Annotated in this window: 15 protein-coding genes and 1 other RNA gene; 4 read left to right on the forward strand and 12 right to left on the reverse strand. The window is 56.2% G+C overall.

The window, feature by feature from the left end; all coding sequences use genetic code 11:
- Nucleotides 1-4 precede the first annotated feature (4 nt).
- Genes sufS through sufA form a run of 5 tightly spaced genes read right to left on the reverse strand, consistent with a single transcriptional unit; the run spans nucleotide 5 to nucleotide 5,081 of the window.
- Nucleotides 5-1,225, reverse strand: coding sequence for a cysteine desulfurase SufS (sufS, locus tag SOM48_RS14255; RefSeq protein WP_315082654.1), 1,221 nt, complete (start codon nucleotides 1,223-1,225; stop codon nucleotides 5-7).
- Nucleotides 1,222-2,493: a Fe-S cluster assembly protein SufD gene (sufD, locus tag SOM48_RS14260; RefSeq protein WP_320512194.1), complete on the reverse strand. Its 1,272-nt coding sequence runs from the start codon at nucleotides 2,491-2,493 to the stop codon at nucleotides 1,222-1,224. The genes sufS and sufD overlap by 4 nt, the downstream gene beginning before the upstream one ends.
- The gene (gene sufC, locus SOM48_RS14265) at nucleotides 2,468-3,214 is read right to left on the reverse strand and encodes a Fe-S cluster assembly ATPase SufC (protein ID WP_054802865.1); all 747 of its coding nucleotides are present in this window, start codon (nucleotides 3,212-3,214) and stop codon (nucleotides 2,468-2,470) included. The genes sufD and sufC overlap by 26 nt, the downstream gene beginning before the upstream one ends.
- 17 nt (nucleotides 3,215-3,231) lie before the next feature.
- On the reverse strand, nucleotides 3,232-4,716 hold the full coding sequence (gene sufB / locus SOM48_RS14270; RefSeq protein WP_288877851.1) for a Fe-S cluster assembly protein SufB: 1,485 nt from the start codon (nucleotides 4,714-4,716) through the stop codon (nucleotides 3,232-3,234).
- 8 nt (nucleotides 4,717-4,724) lie between these two features.
- On the reverse strand, nucleotides 4,725-5,081 hold the full coding sequence (gene sufA, locus SOM48_RS14275; RefSeq protein ID WP_054802867.1) for a Fe-S cluster assembly scaffold SufA: 357 nt from the start codon (nucleotides 5,079-5,081) through the stop codon (nucleotides 4,725-4,727).
- A 390-nt stretch (nucleotides 5,082-5,471) separates the two neighbouring features.
- Between sufA and SOM48_RS14280 the strand changes: the two genes are divergently transcribed.
- Both SOM48_RS14280 and SOM48_RS14285 read left to right on the forward strand, forming a co-directional pair.
- Nucleotides 5,472-6,263 (forward strand): alpha/beta fold hydrolase, encoded by a 792-nt coding sequence (locus tag SOM48_RS14280; RefSeq protein WP_315083050.1) that lies wholly within the window; start codon nucleotides 5,472-5,474, stop codon nucleotides 6,261-6,263.
- Between the two features lie 469 nt (nucleotides 6,264-6,732).
- Nucleotides 6,733-7,305 carry an EAL domain-containing protein gene (locus SOM48_RS14285; protein WP_076769761.1) on the forward strand — a complete coding sequence of 191 codons (573 nt, stop codon included), beginning with the start codon at nucleotides 6,733-6,735 and terminating at the stop codon, nucleotides 7,303-7,305.
- Between the two features lie 16 nt (nucleotides 7,306-7,321).
- Here SOM48_RS14285 and SOM48_RS14290 read toward each other — a convergent pair whose 3' ends face one another.
- From SOM48_RS14290 to ydiJ, 4 genes are all read right to left on the reverse strand, one after another.
- Nucleotides 7,322-7,678 carry a hypothetical protein gene (locus tag SOM48_RS14290; protein WP_225975728.1) on the reverse strand — a complete coding sequence of 119 codons (357 nt, stop codon included), beginning with the start codon at nucleotides 7,676-7,678 and terminating at the stop codon, nucleotides 7,322-7,324.
- A gap of 56 nt (nucleotides 7,679-7,734) precedes the next feature.
- Nucleotides 7,735-8,649 carry a kdo(2)-lipid IV(A) palmitoleoyltransferase gene (lpxP, locus tag SOM48_RS14295; protein ID WP_076769760.1) on the reverse strand — a complete coding sequence of 305 codons (915 nt, stop codon included), beginning with the start codon at nucleotides 8,647-8,649 and terminating at the stop codon, nucleotides 7,735-7,737.
- Between the two features lie 207 nt (nucleotides 8,650-8,856).
- Nucleotides 8,857-9,267 (reverse strand): 1,4-dihydroxy-2-naphthoyl-CoA hydrolase, encoded by a 411-nt coding sequence (gene menI / locus SOM48_RS14300; protein ID WP_042715208.1) that lies wholly within the window; start codon nucleotides 9,265-9,267, stop codon nucleotides 8,857-8,859.
- Nucleotides 9,267-12,320, reverse strand: coding sequence for a D-2-hydroxyglutarate dehydrogenase YdiJ (ydiJ, locus tag SOM48_RS14305; protein WP_320512195.1), 3,054 nt, complete (start codon nucleotides 12,318-12,320; stop codon nucleotides 9,267-9,269). The genes menI and ydiJ overlap by 1 nt, the downstream gene beginning before the upstream one ends.
- Before the next feature lie 200 nt (nucleotides 12,321-12,520).
- Here ydiJ and ydiK point away from each other — a divergent pair, with 200 nt between their 5' ends.
- Both ydiK and rprA read left to right on the forward strand, forming a co-directional pair.
- Nucleotides 12,521-13,636 carry an AI-2E family transporter YdiK gene (gene ydiK, locus SOM48_RS14310; RefSeq protein ID WP_042718165.1) on the forward strand — a complete coding sequence of 372 codons (1,116 nt, stop codon included), beginning with the start codon at nucleotides 12,521-12,523 and terminating at the stop codon, nucleotides 13,634-13,636.
- Nucleotides 13,637-13,824: 188 nt separating this feature from the next.
- An RNA gene (gene rprA / locus SOM48_RS14315) (antisense sRNA RprA) lies at nucleotides 13,825-13,932 on the forward strand.
- Nucleotides 13,933-13,996: 64 nt separating this feature from the next.
- Here rprA and SOM48_RS14320 read toward each other — a convergent pair.
- The 3 genes from SOM48_RS14320 to ppsA all read right to left on the reverse strand — a co-directional run bounded on the left by SOM48_RS14320 (nucleotide 13,997) and on the right by ppsA (nucleotide 20,370).
- Nucleotides 13,997-16,369, reverse strand: a complete 2,373-nt coding sequence (locus tag SOM48_RS14320) for a glycoside hydrolase family 3 N-terminal domain-containing protein (RefSeq protein WP_320512196.1) — start codon at nucleotides 16,367-16,369, stop codon at nucleotides 13,997-13,999.
- On the reverse strand, nucleotides 16,366-17,775 hold the full coding sequence (locus SOM48_RS14325; protein WP_320512197.1) for an MFS transporter: 1,410 nt from the start codon (nucleotides 17,773-17,775) through the stop codon (nucleotides 16,366-16,368). The genes SOM48_RS14320 and SOM48_RS14325 overlap by 4 nt, the downstream gene beginning before the upstream one ends.
- Nucleotides 17,776-17,991: 216 nt before the next feature.
- Nucleotides 17,992-20,370: a phosphoenolpyruvate synthase gene (ppsA, locus tag SOM48_RS14330; protein WP_315082315.1), complete on the reverse strand. Its 2,379-nt coding sequence runs from the start codon at nucleotides 20,368-20,370 to the stop codon at nucleotides 17,992-17,994.
- Nucleotides 20,371-20,631: the final 261 nt, after the last annotated feature.

Consider the following 20,631-nt stretch of genomic DNA (forward strand, 5'->3'; position numbering starts at 1 on the left):
CCTGTTAGCCCAGTAACTGATGAATACGTTTCAGGCCGGTAACCAGACGATCCACCTCTTCATGCGTGTTGTACATCGCAAACGACGCACGACACATTGCCGGGACATTATAGAAGGCCATCAGTGGCATCGCACAGTGGTGACCAGTACGCACCGCAATACCGTAATTATCCAGGAAGCTGCCCACGTCATAGGCGTGATGTTTGCCGAGATTAAAGGCAATCACCCCTTTTCTGTCGGCCGGGCCGTAGAGCGTCAGATCCGGCACCTCGCGCAGCGCATCGAGGGCGTAGCGCATCAGCGTCTGCTCATATTCACCAATCGCTTCCAGACCGAGGCGCGTGACATACTCCATCGCCGCGCCAAAGCCCATAATGCTACCGGTATTCGGCGTGCCCGCTTCGAAGCGCCACGGCGCTTTCGCATAGGTCGTGCCTTCGGTGAGGCTGACGGTAGCGATCATCGCCCCGCCCCCTTCCCACGGCGGCATCGCCTGCAAAATATCCTCTTTGGCGTAGAGCACGCCAATGCCGGTCGGCCCGTAGAGCTTATGAGCGGAGAAGACATAGAAGTCGCAATCGAGCGCCTGCACATCAATGGCGTGGTGCATTACCGCCTGTGCGCCATCCACCAGCACCTTCGCGCCGTGCTGATGCGCCAGCGCAATGATCTCAGCAACCGGGTTTTCGGTGCCGAGTACGTTAGAGATATGGGTAATCGCCAGCAGTTTGGTCCGCGCATCCAGCAGGCCGGGTAACGCCTCAAGTTGCAGGGTGCCATCCTGATTCAGCGGAATGACGCGCAGTTCGGCGCCCACCCGTTCACAGAGCATCTGCCACGGCACGATGTTGGCATGGTGCTCCATGGCGCTGATGATGATGTTATCGCCCGCGTTTACCTGGCTGTTGCCCCAGCTATTGGCGACGAGGTTGATCCCCTCAGTGGTACCGCGTACGAATACGATCTCTTCAGGCAAGCGCGCGTTGAGGAAGGATGCCGCTTGTACGCGCACATTTTCCATTTTCTGCGTCGCTTCCGCGCTGAGCGTATGGATGCCGCGATGCACCGCGGCATAACCGTGGCGGAAGAACTCCGCTTCGGCTTCGATAACCGCATTTGGTTTTTGCGCGCTGGCGGCGCTGTCGAGATACGCCAGCGGGAGTCCGTTTACTTCACGTTGCAGTACCGGAAAATCGGCACGTACCTCGTTCACGGGAAAACTCATGCTTTGCCCCCTGCAAGACGCTGGCTGATACGCGCCAGAATCTGCTGTTTTAGCGCCTCGTCGCTGATGGCTTCGGTCAACTCAGCGGCAAAGGCATGGATGATCATCTGCTGCGCTGCGTTCTCATCAATACCGCGCGAGCGCAGGTAAAACATCTGCTCATCGTCGATGCGTCCAATGGTCGCCCCGTGGCTACATTTCACGTCATCGGCATAAATTTCCAGCTGCGGTTTGGTATCCACTTCCGAAAGACGACCAAGCAGCAGGTTGTTGTTGGTCATCTGTCCGTCGGTCTTAATGGCGTGCTGCGCCACTTTTATCAAACCGTTGAACACCGCCCGCCCCTTGTCGCTGACAATGGTTTTATGCAGCTGGCGGCTGTTGCAGTAGCCCTTATTGTGTTCAAGCCAGGTGCGGGTGTCGCACACTTCGCTCTTCACCGGCATCGCCAGGCTGTTGATATTGAGCTGCGTGTTTTCGCCATTCAGCTGAGTACTGGTGTTATGTCGCAGCACCGTGCCGCCAAGCAGGAAGCTGTGGCTGTCGGCTGCACCATCGTCGTCGAGCACAATATCGTTATGGGCAAAGTGGTAGCTGAGCGGGTTCTCGAAAGCCAGCTTGACGTGATGCAGCCGCGCATTCGCGCCAACCTGCATGGTGAAGCGCGAGCCGGTAAAATGGCGTGCGCCATTCAGGCTGACATAGTGTTCGTAGATCGTCGCTTCCGCACCCTGCGCCAGTTCGATATGGTGGCGATAGTGCGCCGTGTTCATCTCCTCCCCGGCCAGCCCCTGGGTAACGTGCATCAGCAGCAGCGGCTTTTCAGGGCGCTGATTGCGCGCGACGTCAATGCGGGTGACGCTCTGCGCAAGGCTTTCGGTGAGGTGTAAAAAGACCTCTGGCTGCACCGGCGCAGGCACGTTTTCGGCGGCTTCGCTTACCGTTACCGCAAACCCGGAGCCGGTGATGTCGTCGCTTAATTCAGCGCTAAACAAGCCGTCGACAAACACCAGACGCAGGGCATCAACCGGCAGCGCCAGCGCATCACGCTGCGCGGCGTCGAGGGTGGCGTTGCTGGCAACAAACTGGCTGTTTAACAGACCATCAAGCGGCGTATATTTCCAGTTCTCATGCTTACGCGTCGGCAGGCCGAGACGCAGCATCTGCTGCAGGTGCTGCTCAGCCGTTGCGGAGTGCGCACCTCTCTTTGTTTCAAACAGATGGTGCCACTGTTGCAGCGCGTTACTGCTGTTCGGTAAGCCAGCCATAGCCCTGCTCCTCCAGTTGCTTAACCAGCGTGAAATCGCCTGATTTCACGATGCGCCCCTGATACAGCACATGCACAAAGTCCGGTTTGATATAGTCGAGAATGCGCTGATAGTGGGTAACGATAATAAAGGCGCGCTTCTCATCACGCAGCGCGTTAACCCCTTCGGCAACAATCTTCAGGGCATCGATATCGAGCCCCGAGTCGGTCTCATCAAGGATGCACAGCTCCGGCTCCAGCACTGCCATCTGCAGGATGTCGTTACGCTTCTTCTCGCCGCCGGAAAAGCCGACGTTAACCGAGCGGGTCAGCAGATCTTCCGGCATCTTCAGCAGCTTGATCTTCTCTTCCATCAAATCCTGAAAATCGAAGCGATCCAGCGCCTCTTCGCCGCGATACTTACGCACCGCGTTGAGCGCCGTTTGCAGGAAAAACTGGTTGCTGACGCCCGGGATCTCCACCGGATACTGGAAGGCCATAAAGACGCCTTCGCCCGCACGATCTTCCGGTGACAGCTCCAGCAGATCTTTGCCTTTAAACTGCACGCTGCCGCCGGTTACTTCATAATCTTCACGTCCGGCAAGGGTCGCGGAGAGCGTACTTTTCCCGGAGCCGTTCGGGCCCATAATGGCGTGCACTTCGCCCGGACGCACCTCAAGGTTCAGGCCGCGCAGAATCGACTTATCTTCAACACCAACCTGCAAATCTTTGATACTTAACATTTATTATCCTTTAATTCTTAACCGACGCTGTGTTCAAGGCTGATAGCCAGCAGTTTTTGCGCTTCGACGGCAAATTCCAGCGGCAGCTCGGAGAAGACATCTTTACAGAAGCCGTTAACAATCATAGAGATGGCGTCATCTTCGCTGATGCCGCGCTGCAGACAGTAAAAGAGCTGATCTTCACCAATGCGCGAGGTGGTCGCTTCATGCTCCAGCTGCGCGCTGTTGTTGCGGCACTCGACATAGGGGAAAGTGTGCGCGCCACAATCAGGGCCAATCAGCATTGAGTCACACTGGGTGAAGTTTCGCGCGTTAGTTGCCGTTGGCATGATTTTCACCAGCCCGCGGTAGCTGTTCTGGCTCTTTCCGGCCGAGATCCCTTTCGAAATAATCGTCGATTTGGTGTTCTTACCGATGTGGATCATCTTGGTGCCGGTATCCGCCTGCTGATGCCCGCTGGTGAGCGCCACTGAGAAGAATTCGCCAATCGAGTTGTCGCCGCGCAGGATACAGCTCGGGTACTTCCAGGTGATCGCAGATCCGGTTTCTGACTGGGTCCACGACATTTTGCTGTTCTCCCCTTCGCACAGCGCACGCTTGGTGACGAAGTTGAGGATGCCGCCGGTGTTGTTATCGCCCGGGAACCAGTTTTGCACCGTGGAGTATTTCACTTCCGCATCTTTATGGATGATCACTTCCACCACCGCCGCATGCAGCTGGTAGCTGTCGCGCACCGGTGCAGAGCAACCTTCGATATAGCTGACGTAGCTCCCTTCATCCGCCACCAGAATGGTGCGCTCGAACTGGCCGGTCTTCTCCGCGTTGATGCGGAAATAGGTCGACAGCTCCATCGGGCAGCGCACCCCTTTCGGGATGTAGATAAAGGTGCCATCAGACGCGACGGCCGCATTCAGCGCGGCGAAGAAGTTATCGTTTGAAGGCACCACGGTGCCGAGGTACTTCTGCACCAGCTCAGGGTGATCGTGGATCGCCTCGCCAAAGGAGCAGAAGATAATCCCCTGTTCGGAGAGCTTTTCACGATAGGTGGTGGCAACCGACACCGAGTCAAAAATGGCGTCAACCGCCACCTCTTTGCCTTCACGCACCGGCACGCCGAGCTGGTTAAAGGCCTCTTCGACCTCTTCTGTCAGCCAGGTATTGGCGTTGGTTTGCTGCACCGCGCCGGGCTGCGAGGCGCAGGCGTCGTCGCAGTTGCCGCAGGAGGGCGCGGAGTAGTAGCTGTAATCCTGGTAGTTAAGCTTATCGTAATGGGCTTTTAACCAGTGCGGCTCTTCCATCTCCAGCCAGGCGTGAAAAGCGTTCAGGCGAAACTCCAGCATCCACTCGGGCTCATTACGTTTAGCCGAAATGGCGCGCACGACCTCTTCGTTGATGCCTTTCGCCAGCTCATCCGTATTCAGCCGGGTGAAAAAGCCCTCTTTATAATTGATATTGCCGGTCCAGGTTTTGACATCGTCAGTTGCTTCAGTATTACGAGACATAGTACCGCCTATACCCCAAAGCTTTCGCCGCAACCACACTCGTGCTGCGCTTTCGGGTTATTGAATTTGAAGATCTGGTTCAAGCCTTCGCGCACGTAGTCCACTTCGGTGCCATCGATAAACGGCATGGCCTGTAAAGGGACATAGAGGCGAGCGCCATCAGATTCGTACAGCAGGTCGTCGTCGTTCGGCTCGCTTACGGTGTCGAGCACATAACCGAAGCCTGCGCAGCCGGTCTGTTTAATGCCAAGCCGCACGCCAAGAAGGCCGGACTGTTTTTCGGTTAGTGCACGGATATGCTCCGCGGCAGCCGGCGTCAGGGTGAGCCCGCGCCATGCAAAATCTTCGGGGTTAAATGATTCCATCGTGTTACCTCACTTCATCTGAGCTGAAGGGCATAACGCTATGTTAGTGATAATAATTCTCACTTCAACCTTCTTACCGCAGGGTTATTCCCCCACGGGCCCTTTTTACAGCGTATCTGTTAAGCATAGACCCTGTTGAAAGGGTATAGAGCACGTTAAAAAAATGATTAATAAATTGATAAATAATGGCTTTAGCAAGCGTAACGCGTTAAATCGGTAAAAGCGCAAAAAATGTATAGGAAATGCCTATTTTTATTATAGGAAGGGCTTAAAGATGACCGCCCGCTGAAGAATAGGAATTTGCAGGCTCCCGAGGCGATCGATCTTTTATATGATGAGCGCACGTTTACCCCGCTCACGCCAACGAGCGCCCCTATAAGGAAAAGAGTGATGCAGACACCATCTACCCTGTCATATATCGATAGCGGCAGCGGTTTACCCGTCCTGCTTGGTCACAGCTACCTGTTTGATAAAACCATGTGGTCACCGCAGATGACTGCGCTCGCGAAGCAGTTTCGCGTCATCGTGCCTGACCTGTGGGGACATGGTGAATCCCCCGCGCTGCCCGCAGGGAAAAGCACCATGGCCGATCTCGCCGCCGATCATCTGCAAATTATGGACGCCCTTGGCATTGAGGAGTTTGCGATCGTTGGGCTGTCGGTAGGGGGAATGTGGGGCGCTGAACTCGCCGCAATGGCTCCGGAGCGGGTTAAAGCACTGATGCTGATCGACACCTTTGTTGGCAGTGAAACGGATGAGGCGCGTGAAAAGTATTTCGCGATGCTCAACGCCATTGACGCTGCAGGCACTCTTCCCCCGCCGCTGCTGGAGTATGTTGTTTCGCAGTTCTACTCGCACAATGCCGATCCGTCTGATGTGCAGGCGCTCAAGGCCCGGCTTGGCGCACTCAGCGCAGAGCAGCTGCGCGAGAGCATTGTTCCGCTTGGCAAACTCATTTTCGGGCGGCCCGATCGTATGGCGATGCTGGAGAAAATCAGCTGCCCGGTGCAGATCGCCACCGGAGAGCTGGATTTACCGCGCCCGCCGCTGGAGGGTCAATTGATGGCGGAAAAAGTGGGCTGTGAATTTAGCCTCATCCCCAATGCTGCCCATATTAGTAACAGAGAAAACCCTGAATTTGTTACCCGGCTGATTATTGATTTCCTCACCCGTTACGCTTAATTGGCGTTGTTATCTTCCGGGTGCGTCTTTTTTCTTCCGGCGCGCCCGCGCTATTTTCATCATGACCGATGGTTTATTGGCAGCGCTGAGTTGGTGTTTAAACAATTAATGCTTTTATTACGGCATAAAAAACAAAACCAAGGGATCGCAGACCCATTTCGCGGCGGTTTTCTCAGACAGTATAGAAATAAATTTTTGATGTTTTATCAGCGATAACAAGAAGATAACAAAAACCCAAAACAAACCAACAGATAATAATATGCCGTTAATACAAATATTACGCCGATAACGCTAACCAATTATATAGATTTAAGCGATCGGTTTTGTAATAGCAATAGATAGAGACTATCAAACAGCAACAGATCGATCACTTAAAACAATTTTCAAATGTGATGATTGCGTAGGTAAAATTGCACTCTTGTATATTGGAAAAGTCCTGTTCTTTTGAGTAGGGAGCTTAATCAGGGAAATGAAATCAATAATAGTCGATATTGCTGATAAGAAACTTCTCGTGACGGCAGAATTTCTGCCGGTGACCGATCTGTCGGGGAAAAATATTCTTTGTTACCAGACGAGCGCGCGTTTTTTTGAATACAGCGATCGCCCTGCACTCCCCCGTCCGGTAGAGATAACATGCGGGCAGCCGCCGAGCGTGGCCGAATTTATTTTTACAACGCTGTGCCAGCTGGCGAAAAAGAAAGAGACGCTCTGTTTCTCCTTTACGTTACCGCCGCAGCGGCTGAACGATAGCGATTATCTCGCCACGCTTCATCATCTCTGCACCAGCCATGATGTTGCAGCGGAGCGTATCGAGATTGTTCTTGATAAGCGCATCGCGCACGCAGAGCTGCAAGAGAGCCTGCCCTTTTTGCGCGAGATTAAAGCGTACGGTTTTATGCTGGGGCTGCACAATCGCGCAGAGCACCTTCTGCAGAGTCGCGACAGCGAGTGGCAAAGCCTCTTTCCTGCCGTTAAAGGCTATGCGTTACCCCACGCCCTCACCCTTTCACAGCTGCAGTTATGGGAAAATCTTAGCAGTTAACGCCCTGCGCTCGCCTTTACGGTGACGGCGTTTCCTTCCCCTGGCTACAGAGGATCGCTTTGTCATCGGTGTGGTTTTTATCTGAATAGAAAAAGGCTTTTTTACCGCTTCCCAGCTGCGTAATGATATGGATCGCAACCCAGTTTGTTTCTGCGTTCTGATCCTCTTTATCACTGTAAAAGAGCGAACGCCCGGTGTACTGATCGCCAATCTCATACGGCTTCTCTTGCGGATCGCTGAAGTGCCGCCCGTTTACCGTCAGCCCGTTGGGCTCCACCTCAACGCTGTACTCATCGCAGAGCAGCGTGATGCCGGCTGACCATGAGCAGGCAGAGAAAAGGGCAAAGCAGCCCGCGGCAATAATCCTGACCATAACCACTCCCTTTAATTAAACGGCAAAACGCCCCTGAAACGGGGCGTTAAGAAAGATTAGATGTAGAGCGAAGGTTCGCCGATCGGGCGCGTTTTGAAACGCCGATGGATCCATAAATACTGTTCCGGCGCGCGCAGGATTTCACGCTCAATCACCCGGTTCATATAGCTGGCTGCGGCAAATTCGTTATGGGCCGGATAATCATCCAGCGCCTGTCCGATGTGCAGCGAGTAGCCAGAGCTGTCCTCTTTACGCACCATTGTTACGGTCAACATCTTCGCGCCGGAGAGGCGGGAAAGCACGAACGTACCGTTGGTGGTCGCCGCATCTTTGACCGAGAAGAATGGCGCGAAGCTACTGCCCTTACGGCCATAATCCTGATCCGGTGCAAACCAGACGGCTTCGCCCTGCTTCAGCGCCTGTACCAGCCCTTTCAGGTTGCGGCGATCGATCATCGATTTATTAGAACGCATGCGTCCACGGGTCTGCACCCACTCCATCACCGGGCTGTTATGCGGGCGATAGGTCGCCATCATCGGCTGGCAGAGCCCCATCACGCGGCCACCAAGCTCCAGCGACATAAAGTGCACGCCCACCACCATAACCCCCTGGCGGCTTGCCTGCGCGGCCTGCAGGTGCTGATAACCGTCAACGTCAAACCAGCGGCGCACGCGTTTATCGGACCAGAACCAGGCCATGCCGGTTTCAATCAGGCCCATGCCCAGCGAGACAAAGTTTTTGGCGATAAGCGTTTCGCGTATCTCGTCGCTCATATCAGGAAAACAGAGTTCGAGATTACGTTTTGCGATCTTCTCGCGGCGTTTGAGGAAGCGGCGTGATTGTCGCCCCAGACCGGCGCCAAGACGCGAAAGAAAAGGATAAGGGAGTTGCACCAGCAACCAGAGAAAACCCAGACCAGCCCAGGTGAGCCAGTAACGCGGGTGGAGAAAAGCCAATTTAAATGCTGTCATTCATCAATCCTTCAAGCCTGTATCCAGTAGCGCTTAAAGAGACAATGAAGAACTTCATCAAGTCATTACGCGTTACAGCCCAATCGCTTGCATCAGAGCGCAAGCGTTACATCCCGTAGCGCGTAATATAGCACGGAGTGCTAACTGATTATCTTAAGAATAGTGAATAAATCGTGAAGATTTTCGGCGGTAACCCGCCGAAATTACTCATACTACGGCGGTGGTCAGCCGCGAAGAGCAGCAGAGGCGTGCCTGCTCATCGAAGATATCGATCTGCCACACCTGATGGCGGCTGCCGGTGTGCAGGGCGCTACAGACGCCGCGCACCCGACCGCTGCGCACCGGGCGCAGGTGGTTGGCATTGACCTCCACACCGACCACCTTTTGCTCCCCTTCCGTGCAGAGATAACCCGCCACCGAGCCGAGGGTTTCAGCCAGCACCACCGAGGCGCCGCCGTGCAGCAGGCCAAAGGGCTGATGCGTGCGCGCATCGACAGGCATCGACGCTTCCAGCGTATCGTCGCTGATGCGCTCAAAATGAATATCCAGCAGGCCGACCATATTGCCGTCGCCCATGGCGTTGAGCGCTTCCAGCGTAACCGCGCGTTTCCAGATCATCACACCATCTCCAGCAGGGCCTGTAACGGATGGCGCACACCGTTTCCTTCGATGCGCTTCACCTGGCTGCGGCACGAATAGCCCGTCGCCAGACAGCGGTTGCGCGGAAGTCGCTGCATCGCCTGATGCCACGACAACTCATAAATACCGAGTGAATTGGCGTGGTTCTTCACTTCATGACCATAGGTGCCGGCCATCCCGCAGCAGCCGACGCTGACATTTTCCAGCTGCGCGCCGAAACGTGCGAAGATAGCCGCCCACTGCGCAGGCGCGCCGGGCAAGGCGGTCACTTCGGTACAGTGGCCGAAAAGATACCAGGGCTCGCCGCTCACGGCGCGTGGCTCAACCTTTTCCAGCACAGCGGGCAACCACTCATGCACCAGTTGCACATGGAAATCGCCGCGTTTATCCGCCAGCGCCAGCTTGTACTCATCGCGATAACAGAGCACCAGCGCCGGATCGACGCCAACCATCGGCATCCCCAGCTCCGCAACGCGGTTGAGGAAATCAGCGGTCTTCTGCGCCGTTTTCGCAAAGCGGGTAAGGAAGCCCTTGATGTGCTGCGCTTTACCGTTTGGTGAAAATGGCAGCACTACCGGGCGGTAACCTAAGCGCTCGACCAGACGGACAAAATCCGCCACCACCTGCGCATCGTAGTAGCTGGTAAAGGGATCCTGCACCACCAGCACCGTTTTCGCGCGCAGCTCTTCGCTCAGCGCTTCGAGCTGCTCCAGCGTCATATTGGCAGAGTGATGGCCGACCATCTGTCGCTGCAACGACGGCACAGAGAGCAGCGGTAAATCGACCATGCCAATATGCTTCGCCGAAAGATCCCGCACCCACGGCTGGCTCATAAAGAAGTTAAAGGTCTTTGGCGCACGCGCCATCAGCGGCGCATAGTTTTCCACCGTCGCCACCAGATGATCGCGCAGCGGGCGCAGATAGCGACCGTGATAGATTTGCAGAAAACGGGAGCGGAACTCCGGAACATCAATCTTAATTGGGCACTGGGTCGAACAAGCTTTGCAGGCCAGGCAGCCGGACATCGCCTCTTTCACCTCGTGAGAGAAGTCATACTCGCCGCGGCGCGCATGCCAGCTGTTGCGGGTGCGCTCAATCAGGGTGCGCAGCGAGGCGCGTTTTTCCGGCAGCTCTCTCTCAAGATTCAGCGGATCGATACCGCGGTCGGCCAGCAGGCGCAGCCATTCTCGCACCAGCGTGGCGCGCCCTTTCGGTGAGTGAATGCGGTTGCCGGTGATCTTCATTGACGGGCACATCGGGCTTTTGACATCAAAGTTAAAGCACAGCCCGTTACCGTTACACTCCATCGCCCCACGCCAGGCCGTGCGCGAGGTGGTCGGGATCTGCCGATCAAACGTCCCGCGCTTAACCGCATCGACCTGCTTCATCGGCGCATCAAGCCCCTCCGGCGGGCAGATTTTCCCCGGATTCAGGCGGTTCTCAGGATCAAACGCCGCTTTGATTTTCCTGAGCTCACCATACAGCGCCTCGCCGAAGAAGGCCGGGCTGTACTCGGCGCGGAAACCTTTACCGTGCTCGCCCCACAGCAAGCCGCCATATTTCGCCGTCAGTGCAACTACCTCATCAGAGATAGTTTTCATCAGCACTTCCTGCTGCGGATCGCACATATCCAGCGCCGGGCGCACGTGCAGCACACCGGCATCGACATGACCAAACATGCCGTAACTCAGCCCGTGCCCGTCGAGCAGCGCGCGAAACTCAACGATATAATCGGCCAGGTGCTCCGGCGGCACACAGGTATCTTCCGCAAATGGAATTGGCTTGGCCGCCCCTTTGGCATTGCCCAGCAGGCCGACCGCCTTTTTGCGCATCGCATAGATACGTTCAATCGCCGCCAGCTCATCGCAGCGCTGCCAGCCAATCACGCCGCCTTCGCCGCTCGCCATCAGCTCATCCAGGCGCTGACAGAGCGAGGCCACCTGCGCATCGATCAACGCTTCCTCATCCCCGGCAAACTCGACGATATTGAGGCCGAGCAGGGTTTTGTCCGGCACATCGGTAATCAGCTCTTTAACCGAATGCCAGACGATATCTTCCCGCGCCAGGTTGAGTACTTTCGAGTCAACGGTCTCCACTGACAGGGCGCGCGCCTCGACCATAAAGGGGGCGTTACGCAGCGCGGAATCGAAGGAGTCATATTTGATGTTCACCAGCCGGCGCACTTTCGGCAGGCGGGTAATATCAAGCCGCGCTTCGGTAATAAAGGCCAGCGTGCCTTCCGAGCCGGTCAGCACGCGCGTCAGGTCAAACTCGGTCATCTCGTCATTAAAGACGTGTCGCAAGTCGTACCCGGTGAGAAAGCGGTTGAGTTTCGGAAAATTATCGATAATCAGCTGGCGGTTATCGCGACAGCGCTCGAGCACGGTTTTATAGATGCGCCCGATAGCGGTGCTGGCCTTGCCGAGGGTTTCGGCCAGCGCAACCGGCATCGCCTGAGTATCAAGGATATCGCCGCCCAGCAGCACCGCGCGCAGCCCGAGTACGTGATCGGAGGTTTTACCGTAGACCAGTGAACCCTGGCCGGAGGCATCAGTATTGATCATGCCGCCAAGGGTCGCGCGGTTGCTGGTAGAGAGCTCCGGCGCGAAGAAGAATCCGTACGGTTTAAGAAACTGGTTAAGCTGATCTTTGATGACGCCCGCTTCAACACGCACCCACCCCTCTTCAGGGTTAATCTCAATAATGCGGTTCATATAGCGGGACATATCAACAATGATGCCCTGGTTCAGCGCCTGGCCGTTGGTGCCGGTACCGCCGCCGCGCGGGGTAAAGACCAGCGCCTTAAAACGCGCTTCGGCGGCGAGGCGTGTGATCAGGGCAACGTCTGACGTTGAACGGGGGAAGAGAACGGCGTCGGGAAGTAGCTGGTAAATACTGTTGTCTGTCGCCATCGTTAGCCGGTCGGCATAACTGGTGGCGGTATCACCTGTAAAACCTTGCTGCTCCAGTGCTTGCAAAAAATTGAGCACCAGTTGAACGACGCCTGGTGCCTGGGAAATCTGTGGGATCATTATGCTTGACCCTGCCTGACAGTTAATGTTGTTAAAAGTTAATCGTTTGCTTTAAGCCCTCATCGTTGTATCACATTTTTTTCTTAGGTGCTCAGCAGAATTGCAGGCAGAATCAGGCGGTGCAAACCAGCGCATATCGCTTCGCATAATAATGGGTGCTTGCCTGCCGCACCGCCCCTTCAGTACTGGAAAGGTGAATAATGGATAAAGTTGATAGTCGTCACTCCAGGGATGTGCCGCAATTAATGCTGTCGGTACTGTTTTTAGCCCTGATGATCATTGCCTGCCTGTGGGTGGTGCAGCCGTTTGTGCTCGGCTTCGCCTGGGCGGGAACCGTGGTGATCGCCACCTGGCCTTTGCTGCTGCGCCTGCAGCGATTACTCTTCGGTCGCCGCTCGCTGGCGGTGCTGGCGATGATGCTGCTGCTGATCCTGCTGTTTATTATCCCGGTCGCCCTGCTGGTCAATAGTCTTGTCGACTCCAGCGGCACGGTGATCCACGCCGTGACCAGCGGCGTCTCCTCACCGCCGGATCTGGCATGGCTTAACAGCATTCCGCTGGTGGGCAGCAAGCTCTACGCCGCCTGGCACAGCCTGCTCGATATGGGCGGCAGCGCAATTATGGCGAAGCTGCGTCCCTACGTCGGGACCACAACAACATGGTTTGTCGGCCAGGCCGCGCATATTGGTCGCCTGATGCTGCACTGCGGCCTGATGCTGTTATTCAGCGCCCTGCTTTACTGGCGCGGTGAGCAGGTGGCAGAGGGTATTCGCCACTTCGCTTTCAGGCTGGCGGCCGAGCGCGGTGATGCTGCGGTGCTGCTGGCAGGCCAGGCGATCCGTGCCGTCGCGCTCGGCGTGGTGGTAACGGCGCTGGTGCAGGCGGTGCTGGGCGGTATCGGGCTGGCTGTCTCCGGCGTGCCTTACGCCACCCTCTTTACCGTGCTGATGTTGATGACCTGCCTGATTCAGATTGGTCCGCTGCTGGTGCTGGTGCCGGCGATTATCTGGCTCTACTGGAGCGGTGATTCGACGTGGGGAACAGTACTGCTGGTGTGGAGTGCGGTGGTAGCTACGCTTGATAACTTTATCCGGCCGGTGCTGATTCGCCTTGGGGCCGATCTTCCGCTGATCCTGATCCTCTCCGGCGTTATCGGCGGCCTGGTAGCCTTTGGCATGATCGGCCTGTTTATCGGCCCGGTGCTGCTGGCGGTCTCCTGGCGTCTCTTCTCCGCCTGGGTTAATGAAGTCCCGGCACCGAAGACGCCCTCAGACGACGCGCTGGCGCAAGTCGACGATTTAGACAAGCCTGCCTGATCCCATTAAGGCGGGGTAGCCCGCCTTAATAATCATTAAGCATTGCTTATCATTTTAACACTGCTGTAGCACTCACTCTGTATAATCTCCGGTATATCGCCTCTTTTGCAGCATATATTCTTTACCTGCGTTTAACTAATGAGACGAATCTGATCGACGCAAAAATTCCGCATGCCTACTATAAGAGCACGGTTATAAATCAACACCTTGATTTATAAGCATGGAAATCCCCTGAGTGAAACAACGAATTGCTGTGTGTAGTCTTTGCCCATCTCCCACGATGGGCTTTTTTTTATCCTTTTTTTATTGATACCGCTGATAAAAAAGAAACCCGCTTTGCATAGCGGGTTTCGTCTGAAATTAGCGACTTACTTCACAATTACTCATCATTCGCCATCGCTGCGGCAACACTTTTGTCTGCCCGGTTACCGTTACGGTTGCGCGCCCACGAATGTCCGCCGATGAGGCGCCTATCTGCAACTCAAACTCGCCAGGCTCGACAATGCGCTTTCCGTCCCGGCGGGTGAAGTTGAGCATATCGACCGGTAACGTGAAGGTGAGCGTCGCCGTCTCACCGGGGCGTAATGCCACGCGCTGAAACGCTTTTAACTCCTGCACCGGCCGCACCATCGAGGCAACTTTATCGCGCACATAGAGCTGCACCACGTCGCTGCCGCTGCGTTCGCCGACATTTGTTATCTTCACGCGCAGCGTGATCTCGCCGTCAATATCGACCTGACTGGTCGCCAGCTCAGGCTCGGCGTAGGCAAACTGCGTCCAGCTCTGGCCATAGCCGAAGGGGTAGCGAGAGCCAAAGTGGAAGGCGAAAGGCGTCCCGCCGCTCTTCAGTTTATGGTTGTAGTAATAGGGCATGGCGCCCGCGCTTTTCGGCACGCTCACCACCAGCCTGCCCTGCGGCTCCGCACGCCCGGTGAGCACATCAGCAATCGCCCATCCACCCTCCTGCCCCGGTGCCCATGCCATCAGCAGAGCAGCGACACGCGTTTCCAGCCCCTGCAGGTTGTACGGTCGCCCGCCGGTCATCACCACCACCATCGGCTTGCCGGTTTCTACCAGCGCCTCCAGCAACTGCTGCTGGACGCCGGGCAGCGTCAGGCTGTCGGTGTCAGAGCCCTCACCGACCGTGCCACTCTGAAACAGGCCAGCGAGATCGCCCACGCAGGCAATCACCACCTCACTCTCTTGCGCTGCGCGCACCGCGTCAGGGATCAGGCTTATATCCTTTGATACCGGCGACGTCTGCATCGGTTTTCCTGAGGCATCGCCTGGAAAGACCGGCGCGCCCGCCATCCGTTTTTCAATGATATGACAACCTTTGGCGTAACGAACCTGCGCCTCGCCAAGAGTCTGGCGCAGGGCGGCAAGCGGTGTGGTGACCTGCGACGTCTCCTCCAGCATATCGCTGATAATCAGATGCACCGGGAAGCTATAACCGCTCAACAAAGCCAGCGGATCGTCGGCGGTCGGGCCGATAACCGCTACCTTCGGCGCGCCGTTCAGCGGAAGCACACCGTTATTTTCCAGCAGCGTCAACGAGCGGGTCGCCACCTCGCGCGCCACCTGCCGCGTCTCCTCCGCTTGCAGAACAATCTTCTGTTCGTCGCTGTAGGGGTGCTCAAACAGGCCGAGGCGGAACTTCACCGCCAGCAGCCGCGCGACGATCTCATCCACTTTCTCCATAGTGATCAGACCGCGTTCCACCGCCTGCGCCAGATGGCGCGCGCAGTCATCTTTTGGCAACTCGACATCAAGCCCGGCGTTAAAGGCCAGCGCCGCCGATTCGGCGGCATCGTGGGTGACGCCGTGATGCTGGTGCAGCAGGCTGACGCCGCCATAATCGGCAACAATAATCCCCTCAAAGCCCCACTGTTCGCGCAGCACGGTGGTGAGCAGGAAATGATCGCTGTGGCCCGGCTGGTTATCGATATCGTGATAAGCGGGCATCACCGATCCGGCATTGGCGCACTTCACCGCCATCTCAAAGGGCAGCAGGAAGGTGTCGTTAAGCTCGCAAAAACCGAGATGCACCGGCGCGTGGTTGCGCGCCCCTTCACTGAAGGAGTGGCCGACATAGTGCTTGAGCGTCGCCAGCATATCGCCCTGCTCGCCCTGCAACCCTTCGACGTAGGCGCAGGCCATCACACCGACCAGCCATGGATCTTCGCCAAAGGTCTCCTCCGTACGCCCCCAGCGTACATCGCGCGAGACATCCAGCACCGGCGCCAGCCCTTGTTTACAGCCGGTCGAGCGCGCTTCATCGCCAATGTGCTGCGCGGCGCGTTTAATCAGCGCCGGATCCCACGTCGAGCCGTAGTTGAGGGAGGAGGGAAACAGCGTGGCGTCTTTACACAGCAGCCCCACCAGGCACTCTTCATGGAACAGCGCCGGGATGCCAAGGCGCGTCTCCTCCATCAGCGTTTTTTGCAGCCGGTTGGCGGCGCGTACACCCTGTTTCGCCTCGACAATATGGGTACCCAGCGGGCGGGTGATTTGCCCGACGCCGAGTTTCAGCCGCTCCGCCAGCGCGTCCTGCGCGCTTACACCGGCAAACTCATCGCTTAAATCAGTCCGCTCGCGGTGGTCGCCCTGTTCTGAGAGCACCAGCCACAGCCCATGCATCTGGGCAAACTTCTCCTCTGGCGTCATGCGGGCAAGAAGGTCGGCCACGCGCTCGGCGACGGGGCGGTTTGCGTCTTTGTAAATTGCGGTCATCGGGTCACTCCTGTGTTGCTGAGATCCGGGGTGGTTTGCGCGTCGGCGGCTTCATTACTGCCACCGCGCTTGCGCAGAAGTTCTTGTGCGATGCTGTCGGCGACGCTGCTGTTGAGTTTGTAACGGGTCAGCAGCAGTACCATGCAGATAAATAACAGGCAGGGAATCAGGGTAAACAGCGCATTGATGGTGGTGAGCACGGTCGCACTCTGCTGGGCCTGGTTCGGAATATAGTCAACCGCACCGAGCACCCAGCCCACCACGGCGCCACCGAGGGCCAGACCAAACTTAATGGCGAAGAGCGCGGTGGAGAAGACCAGCCCGTCGAGGCGGCGTCCGCTGCGGTGCTCTTCATAATCCACCACCTCGGAGAACATCGTCCATTGCAGCGGGGTGGTCAGGTTCTGAATAAAGCTGAAGACAATATTGAGGGTGAAAATAAGCCACACCTGCGATGGCGGAATGATAAAGATCAGCGCGGCAAAGATAACGAAAGTAATAATCGTCCACTGGTAAGCGCGCACGCGATCGAATTTACCGAGTAGACGCGCCGATAATAGTGCGCCAGTGAGTGAAGCGAGCATGCCGGAGACAATAAAGGTGAAGACCATTTCCGGGCGCAGTAACACATATTTGACGTAATACATGGTGGCTGAACCGCGGGTCACGACGGCGGTCAACAGCAAAATATTAAACAGGAAAACAATGCGCCACTGGCTATTTGCCGCCAGCAGTTTGAGATCGCCTATCATCGAGCCGGAGGTGTCATTACGCGGCGTAAAGCGCTCGCGGGTCATAAAGAAACAGCTAAAGAAGAGCACAATCCCCAATACGCCCATCATGCTCATGGCGTAGAAGTAGCCCTTCTGCACGTTACCATCGCCGAGGTGCGCCACCAGCGGCAGGGCAATAACGGTGACAATCAGACCGCCGATAAACGACAGGCCAAAGCGCCAGGATTGCAGCGAGTGGCGCTCGTGCGGATCCATGGTCAGCGCGCCGGGCATGGCGCAGTAAGGCACGTTAATCGCGGAGTAGATAAAGCTGAGAATGGCGTAAGTGACGCAGGCGTAAATAATTTTCGCCGTGGCGCCCGCCTCGGGTACATAAAAGGTGATGACGCAGCTGACACCGAAGGGAATGGCAAACCAGAGCAGCCACGGGCGAAAACGGCCATGGCGGGTTTGCGTGCCATCCACCAGCGCGCCGATACAGGGATCGACAAACGCATCAATAACGCGAACGACTAAAAACATAGTGCCCATAATGGCGGCGGGTAAACCAAAAACATCGGTATAAAAATAGGCGAGAAATAGCGTTGCCGTTTGCCACACCAGGGCGCTTGCCATATCGCCGAGGCCATAGCCTATTTTGTCTTTCGTACGCAGGACAGAGGAAATTGTCATTGTTATTAGCCTTGTGAGGTGAAAAATTATTTCATCCTGGTGCGTTATTTCTTATCGCACCGCTCACTACAGGCTCAAGTATTAGAAGAAGGCAGCATCGGAACAATTGCAATAATTGCCAGGCTTTTTACGTTTTTTAGTTATTGTGATCGGCCACATATTCGCGGCTGAAATAAAAAAATCCCCGACATTGTGCCGGGGATTTTGTTTTCGCCGTTATTTATTCAGTTCGGCGAGACTAAGCCAGGTTTGCACCACCGTATCCGGATTGAGCGACAAACTGTCGATGCCCTCATCCATTAACCACGCGGCAAAATCCTCATGGTCGGACGGCCCCTGGCCGCAGATGCCGACATATTTGCCCTGCTTTTTCGCTGCGCGGATGGCCATCGACAGCAGCGCTTTCACTGCATCGTTACGCTCGTCGAACAGCTCCGACACTACGCCGGAGTCGCGATCGAGGCCGAGTGCCAACTGGGTCATGTCGTTTGAGCCGATGGAGAAGCCGTCAAAGTGCTCGAGGAACTGCTCCGCCAGCAGCGCGTTCGACGGAATTTCGCACATCATAATGATCTTCAGCCCGTTCTCTCCGCGTTTCAGCCCCTGGCGTGCCAGCTCGTCCACCACCGCTTTCGCCTGGTCAACGGTACGCACAAACGGGATCATAATCTCAACGTTGGTCAGCCCCATCTCGTTGCGCACGCGTTTTACCGCTTCACACTCCAGCGCAAAGCAGTCGCGGAAGCTATCTGCCACATAACGGCCCGCGCCACGGAAGCCGAGCATCGGGTTCTCCTCTTCCGGCTCGTAGCGCTCGCCGCCCACCAGGTTAGCGTATTCGTTAGATTTGAAATCAGAGAGGCGCACAATAACGCGCTTCGGCCAGAAGGCTGCGCCGAGCGTCGCGATCCCTTCCGTCAGGCGACCGATATAGAACTCAACCGGCGAATCGAAACCCTTCATCATTTCGCGGATTTCGTTTTGCAGCTTCGGCTCCTGGTCGTCAAACTCCAGCAGCGCGCGCGGGTGCACGCCGATCATACGGTTGATAATAAACTCGAGACGCGCCAGCCCGACGCCTTCGTTTGGCAGACAGGCGAAGTCAAAGGCGCGATCCGGGTTGCCGACATTCATCATGATCTTCAGCGGCAGATCCGGCATGGTGTCAACGCTTGAGCTTTTCACGCTGAAATCGAGCAGTTCGGCATAAACATAGCCGGTGTCGCCTTCGGCACAGGAGACCGTCACTTTTTCGCCGGTTTTGATGCGATCGGTGGCATCGCCGCAGCCGACCACCGCCGGAATACCCAGCTCACGGGCAATAATCGCCGCATGGCAGGTGCGCCCGCCGCGGTTGGTGACAATCGCCGCTGCCTTTTTCATGATCGGCTCCCAGTCCGGGTCGGTCATGTCGGTGACCAGCACGTCGCCAGGCTCAATCAGGTTCATCTCGCTGATATCGTGGATCACTTTCACCGTGCCCGCGCCTATGCGGTGGCCGATGGCGCGCCCCTCGGCGATGATCTTGCCCTGCGCATGCAGGGTGTAGCGCTCCATCACCTGGCCGCGCGAGCGCACGGTTTCCGGACGCGCCTGCACGATAAAGAGCTTGCCGGTGTGGCCATCTTTCGCCCACTCGATATCCATCGGCCGGCCATAATGTTTTTCAATCTGCACCGCCTGTTTCGCCAGCGCCTGCACTTCCTCATCGGTCAGGGAGAAGCGATCGCGCTCGACCTGCGGCACATCTTCAATCTGCACCTGCTTGCCATGCTCCTGATTCGGCGCGTAGACCATGCGGATTTTTTTCGAGCCCATGGTGCGGCGCACAATCGCCGGGCGATCGTTGGCGAGCGTCGGCTTATGCACGTAGAACTCATCCGGATTGACCGCGCCCTGCACCACCATTTCACCCAGCCCAAACGCAGAGGTAATAAACACCACCTGGTCGAAACCGGATTCGGTATCAATGGAGAACATCACGCCCGAGGAGGCGAGATCGGAGCGCACCATGCGCTGCACGCCAGCCGAGAGCGCCACGCCACGGTGGTCGTAACCCTGATGCACGCGATAGGAGATGGCGCGATCGTTAAAGAGGGAAGCGAAGACATGCTTAATCGCCACCAGCACGGCGTCGTAGCCCTGCACATTAAGGAAGGTTTCTTGCTGACCGGCAAAGGAGGCGTCCGGCATATCTTCTGCGGTGGCGGAGGAGCGCACGGCAAATGAGGCCTCTGCATCATCTGCGGAAAGTTGGGCGTACGCTTCATGTACCGCCTGTTCCAGCGCGGGCGGGAACGGGGTATCCACAATCCACTGGCGGATCTGCGTTCCGGCTTTCGCCAGTTCGGAGACGTCGTCGATGTCGGTTTTATCAAGCAGTTCATAAATACGCTGATTTAAACCGCTCTGTTCGAGGAACTGATTAAACGCGTCGGCGGTGGTCGCAAATCCATTCGGTACGGAGACGCCCATACCGGAAAGATTAGTAATCATTTCACCCAGGGAGGCATTTTTGCCTCCAACTCTGTCTACATCATTCATGCCGAGTTGGTCATACCAAAGCACCAGCGGTGACGAGCCATTGTTGGACATCGAGACAATCCTTTTGTGATATATGAAGGGGTACATAACGTCTTACAGCGTTTTTTATCCTGGCATAATAAATTGAGTTGAAAAAACGGTGAATCGTGTAAGCAATTAGCCTTAGCGGTTTTTCGGACAGATACCCATCAATAAATGGTGACCAGGTTAATTCTCAATACCCAAGGGTTTGCGGCATTCCACAGTGCTAAAAAATGATCGCTGGAGTTCATCAAAAATAAAAACGCCATTTCATTTTAAAATGAGATAAAG

The sequence above is a fragment of the Kosakonia sp. CFBP8986 genome, from assembly GCF_034044935.1.
Lineage (GTDB): Bacteria > Pseudomonadota > Gammaproteobacteria > Enterobacterales > Enterobacteriaceae > Kosakonia > Kosakonia cowanii.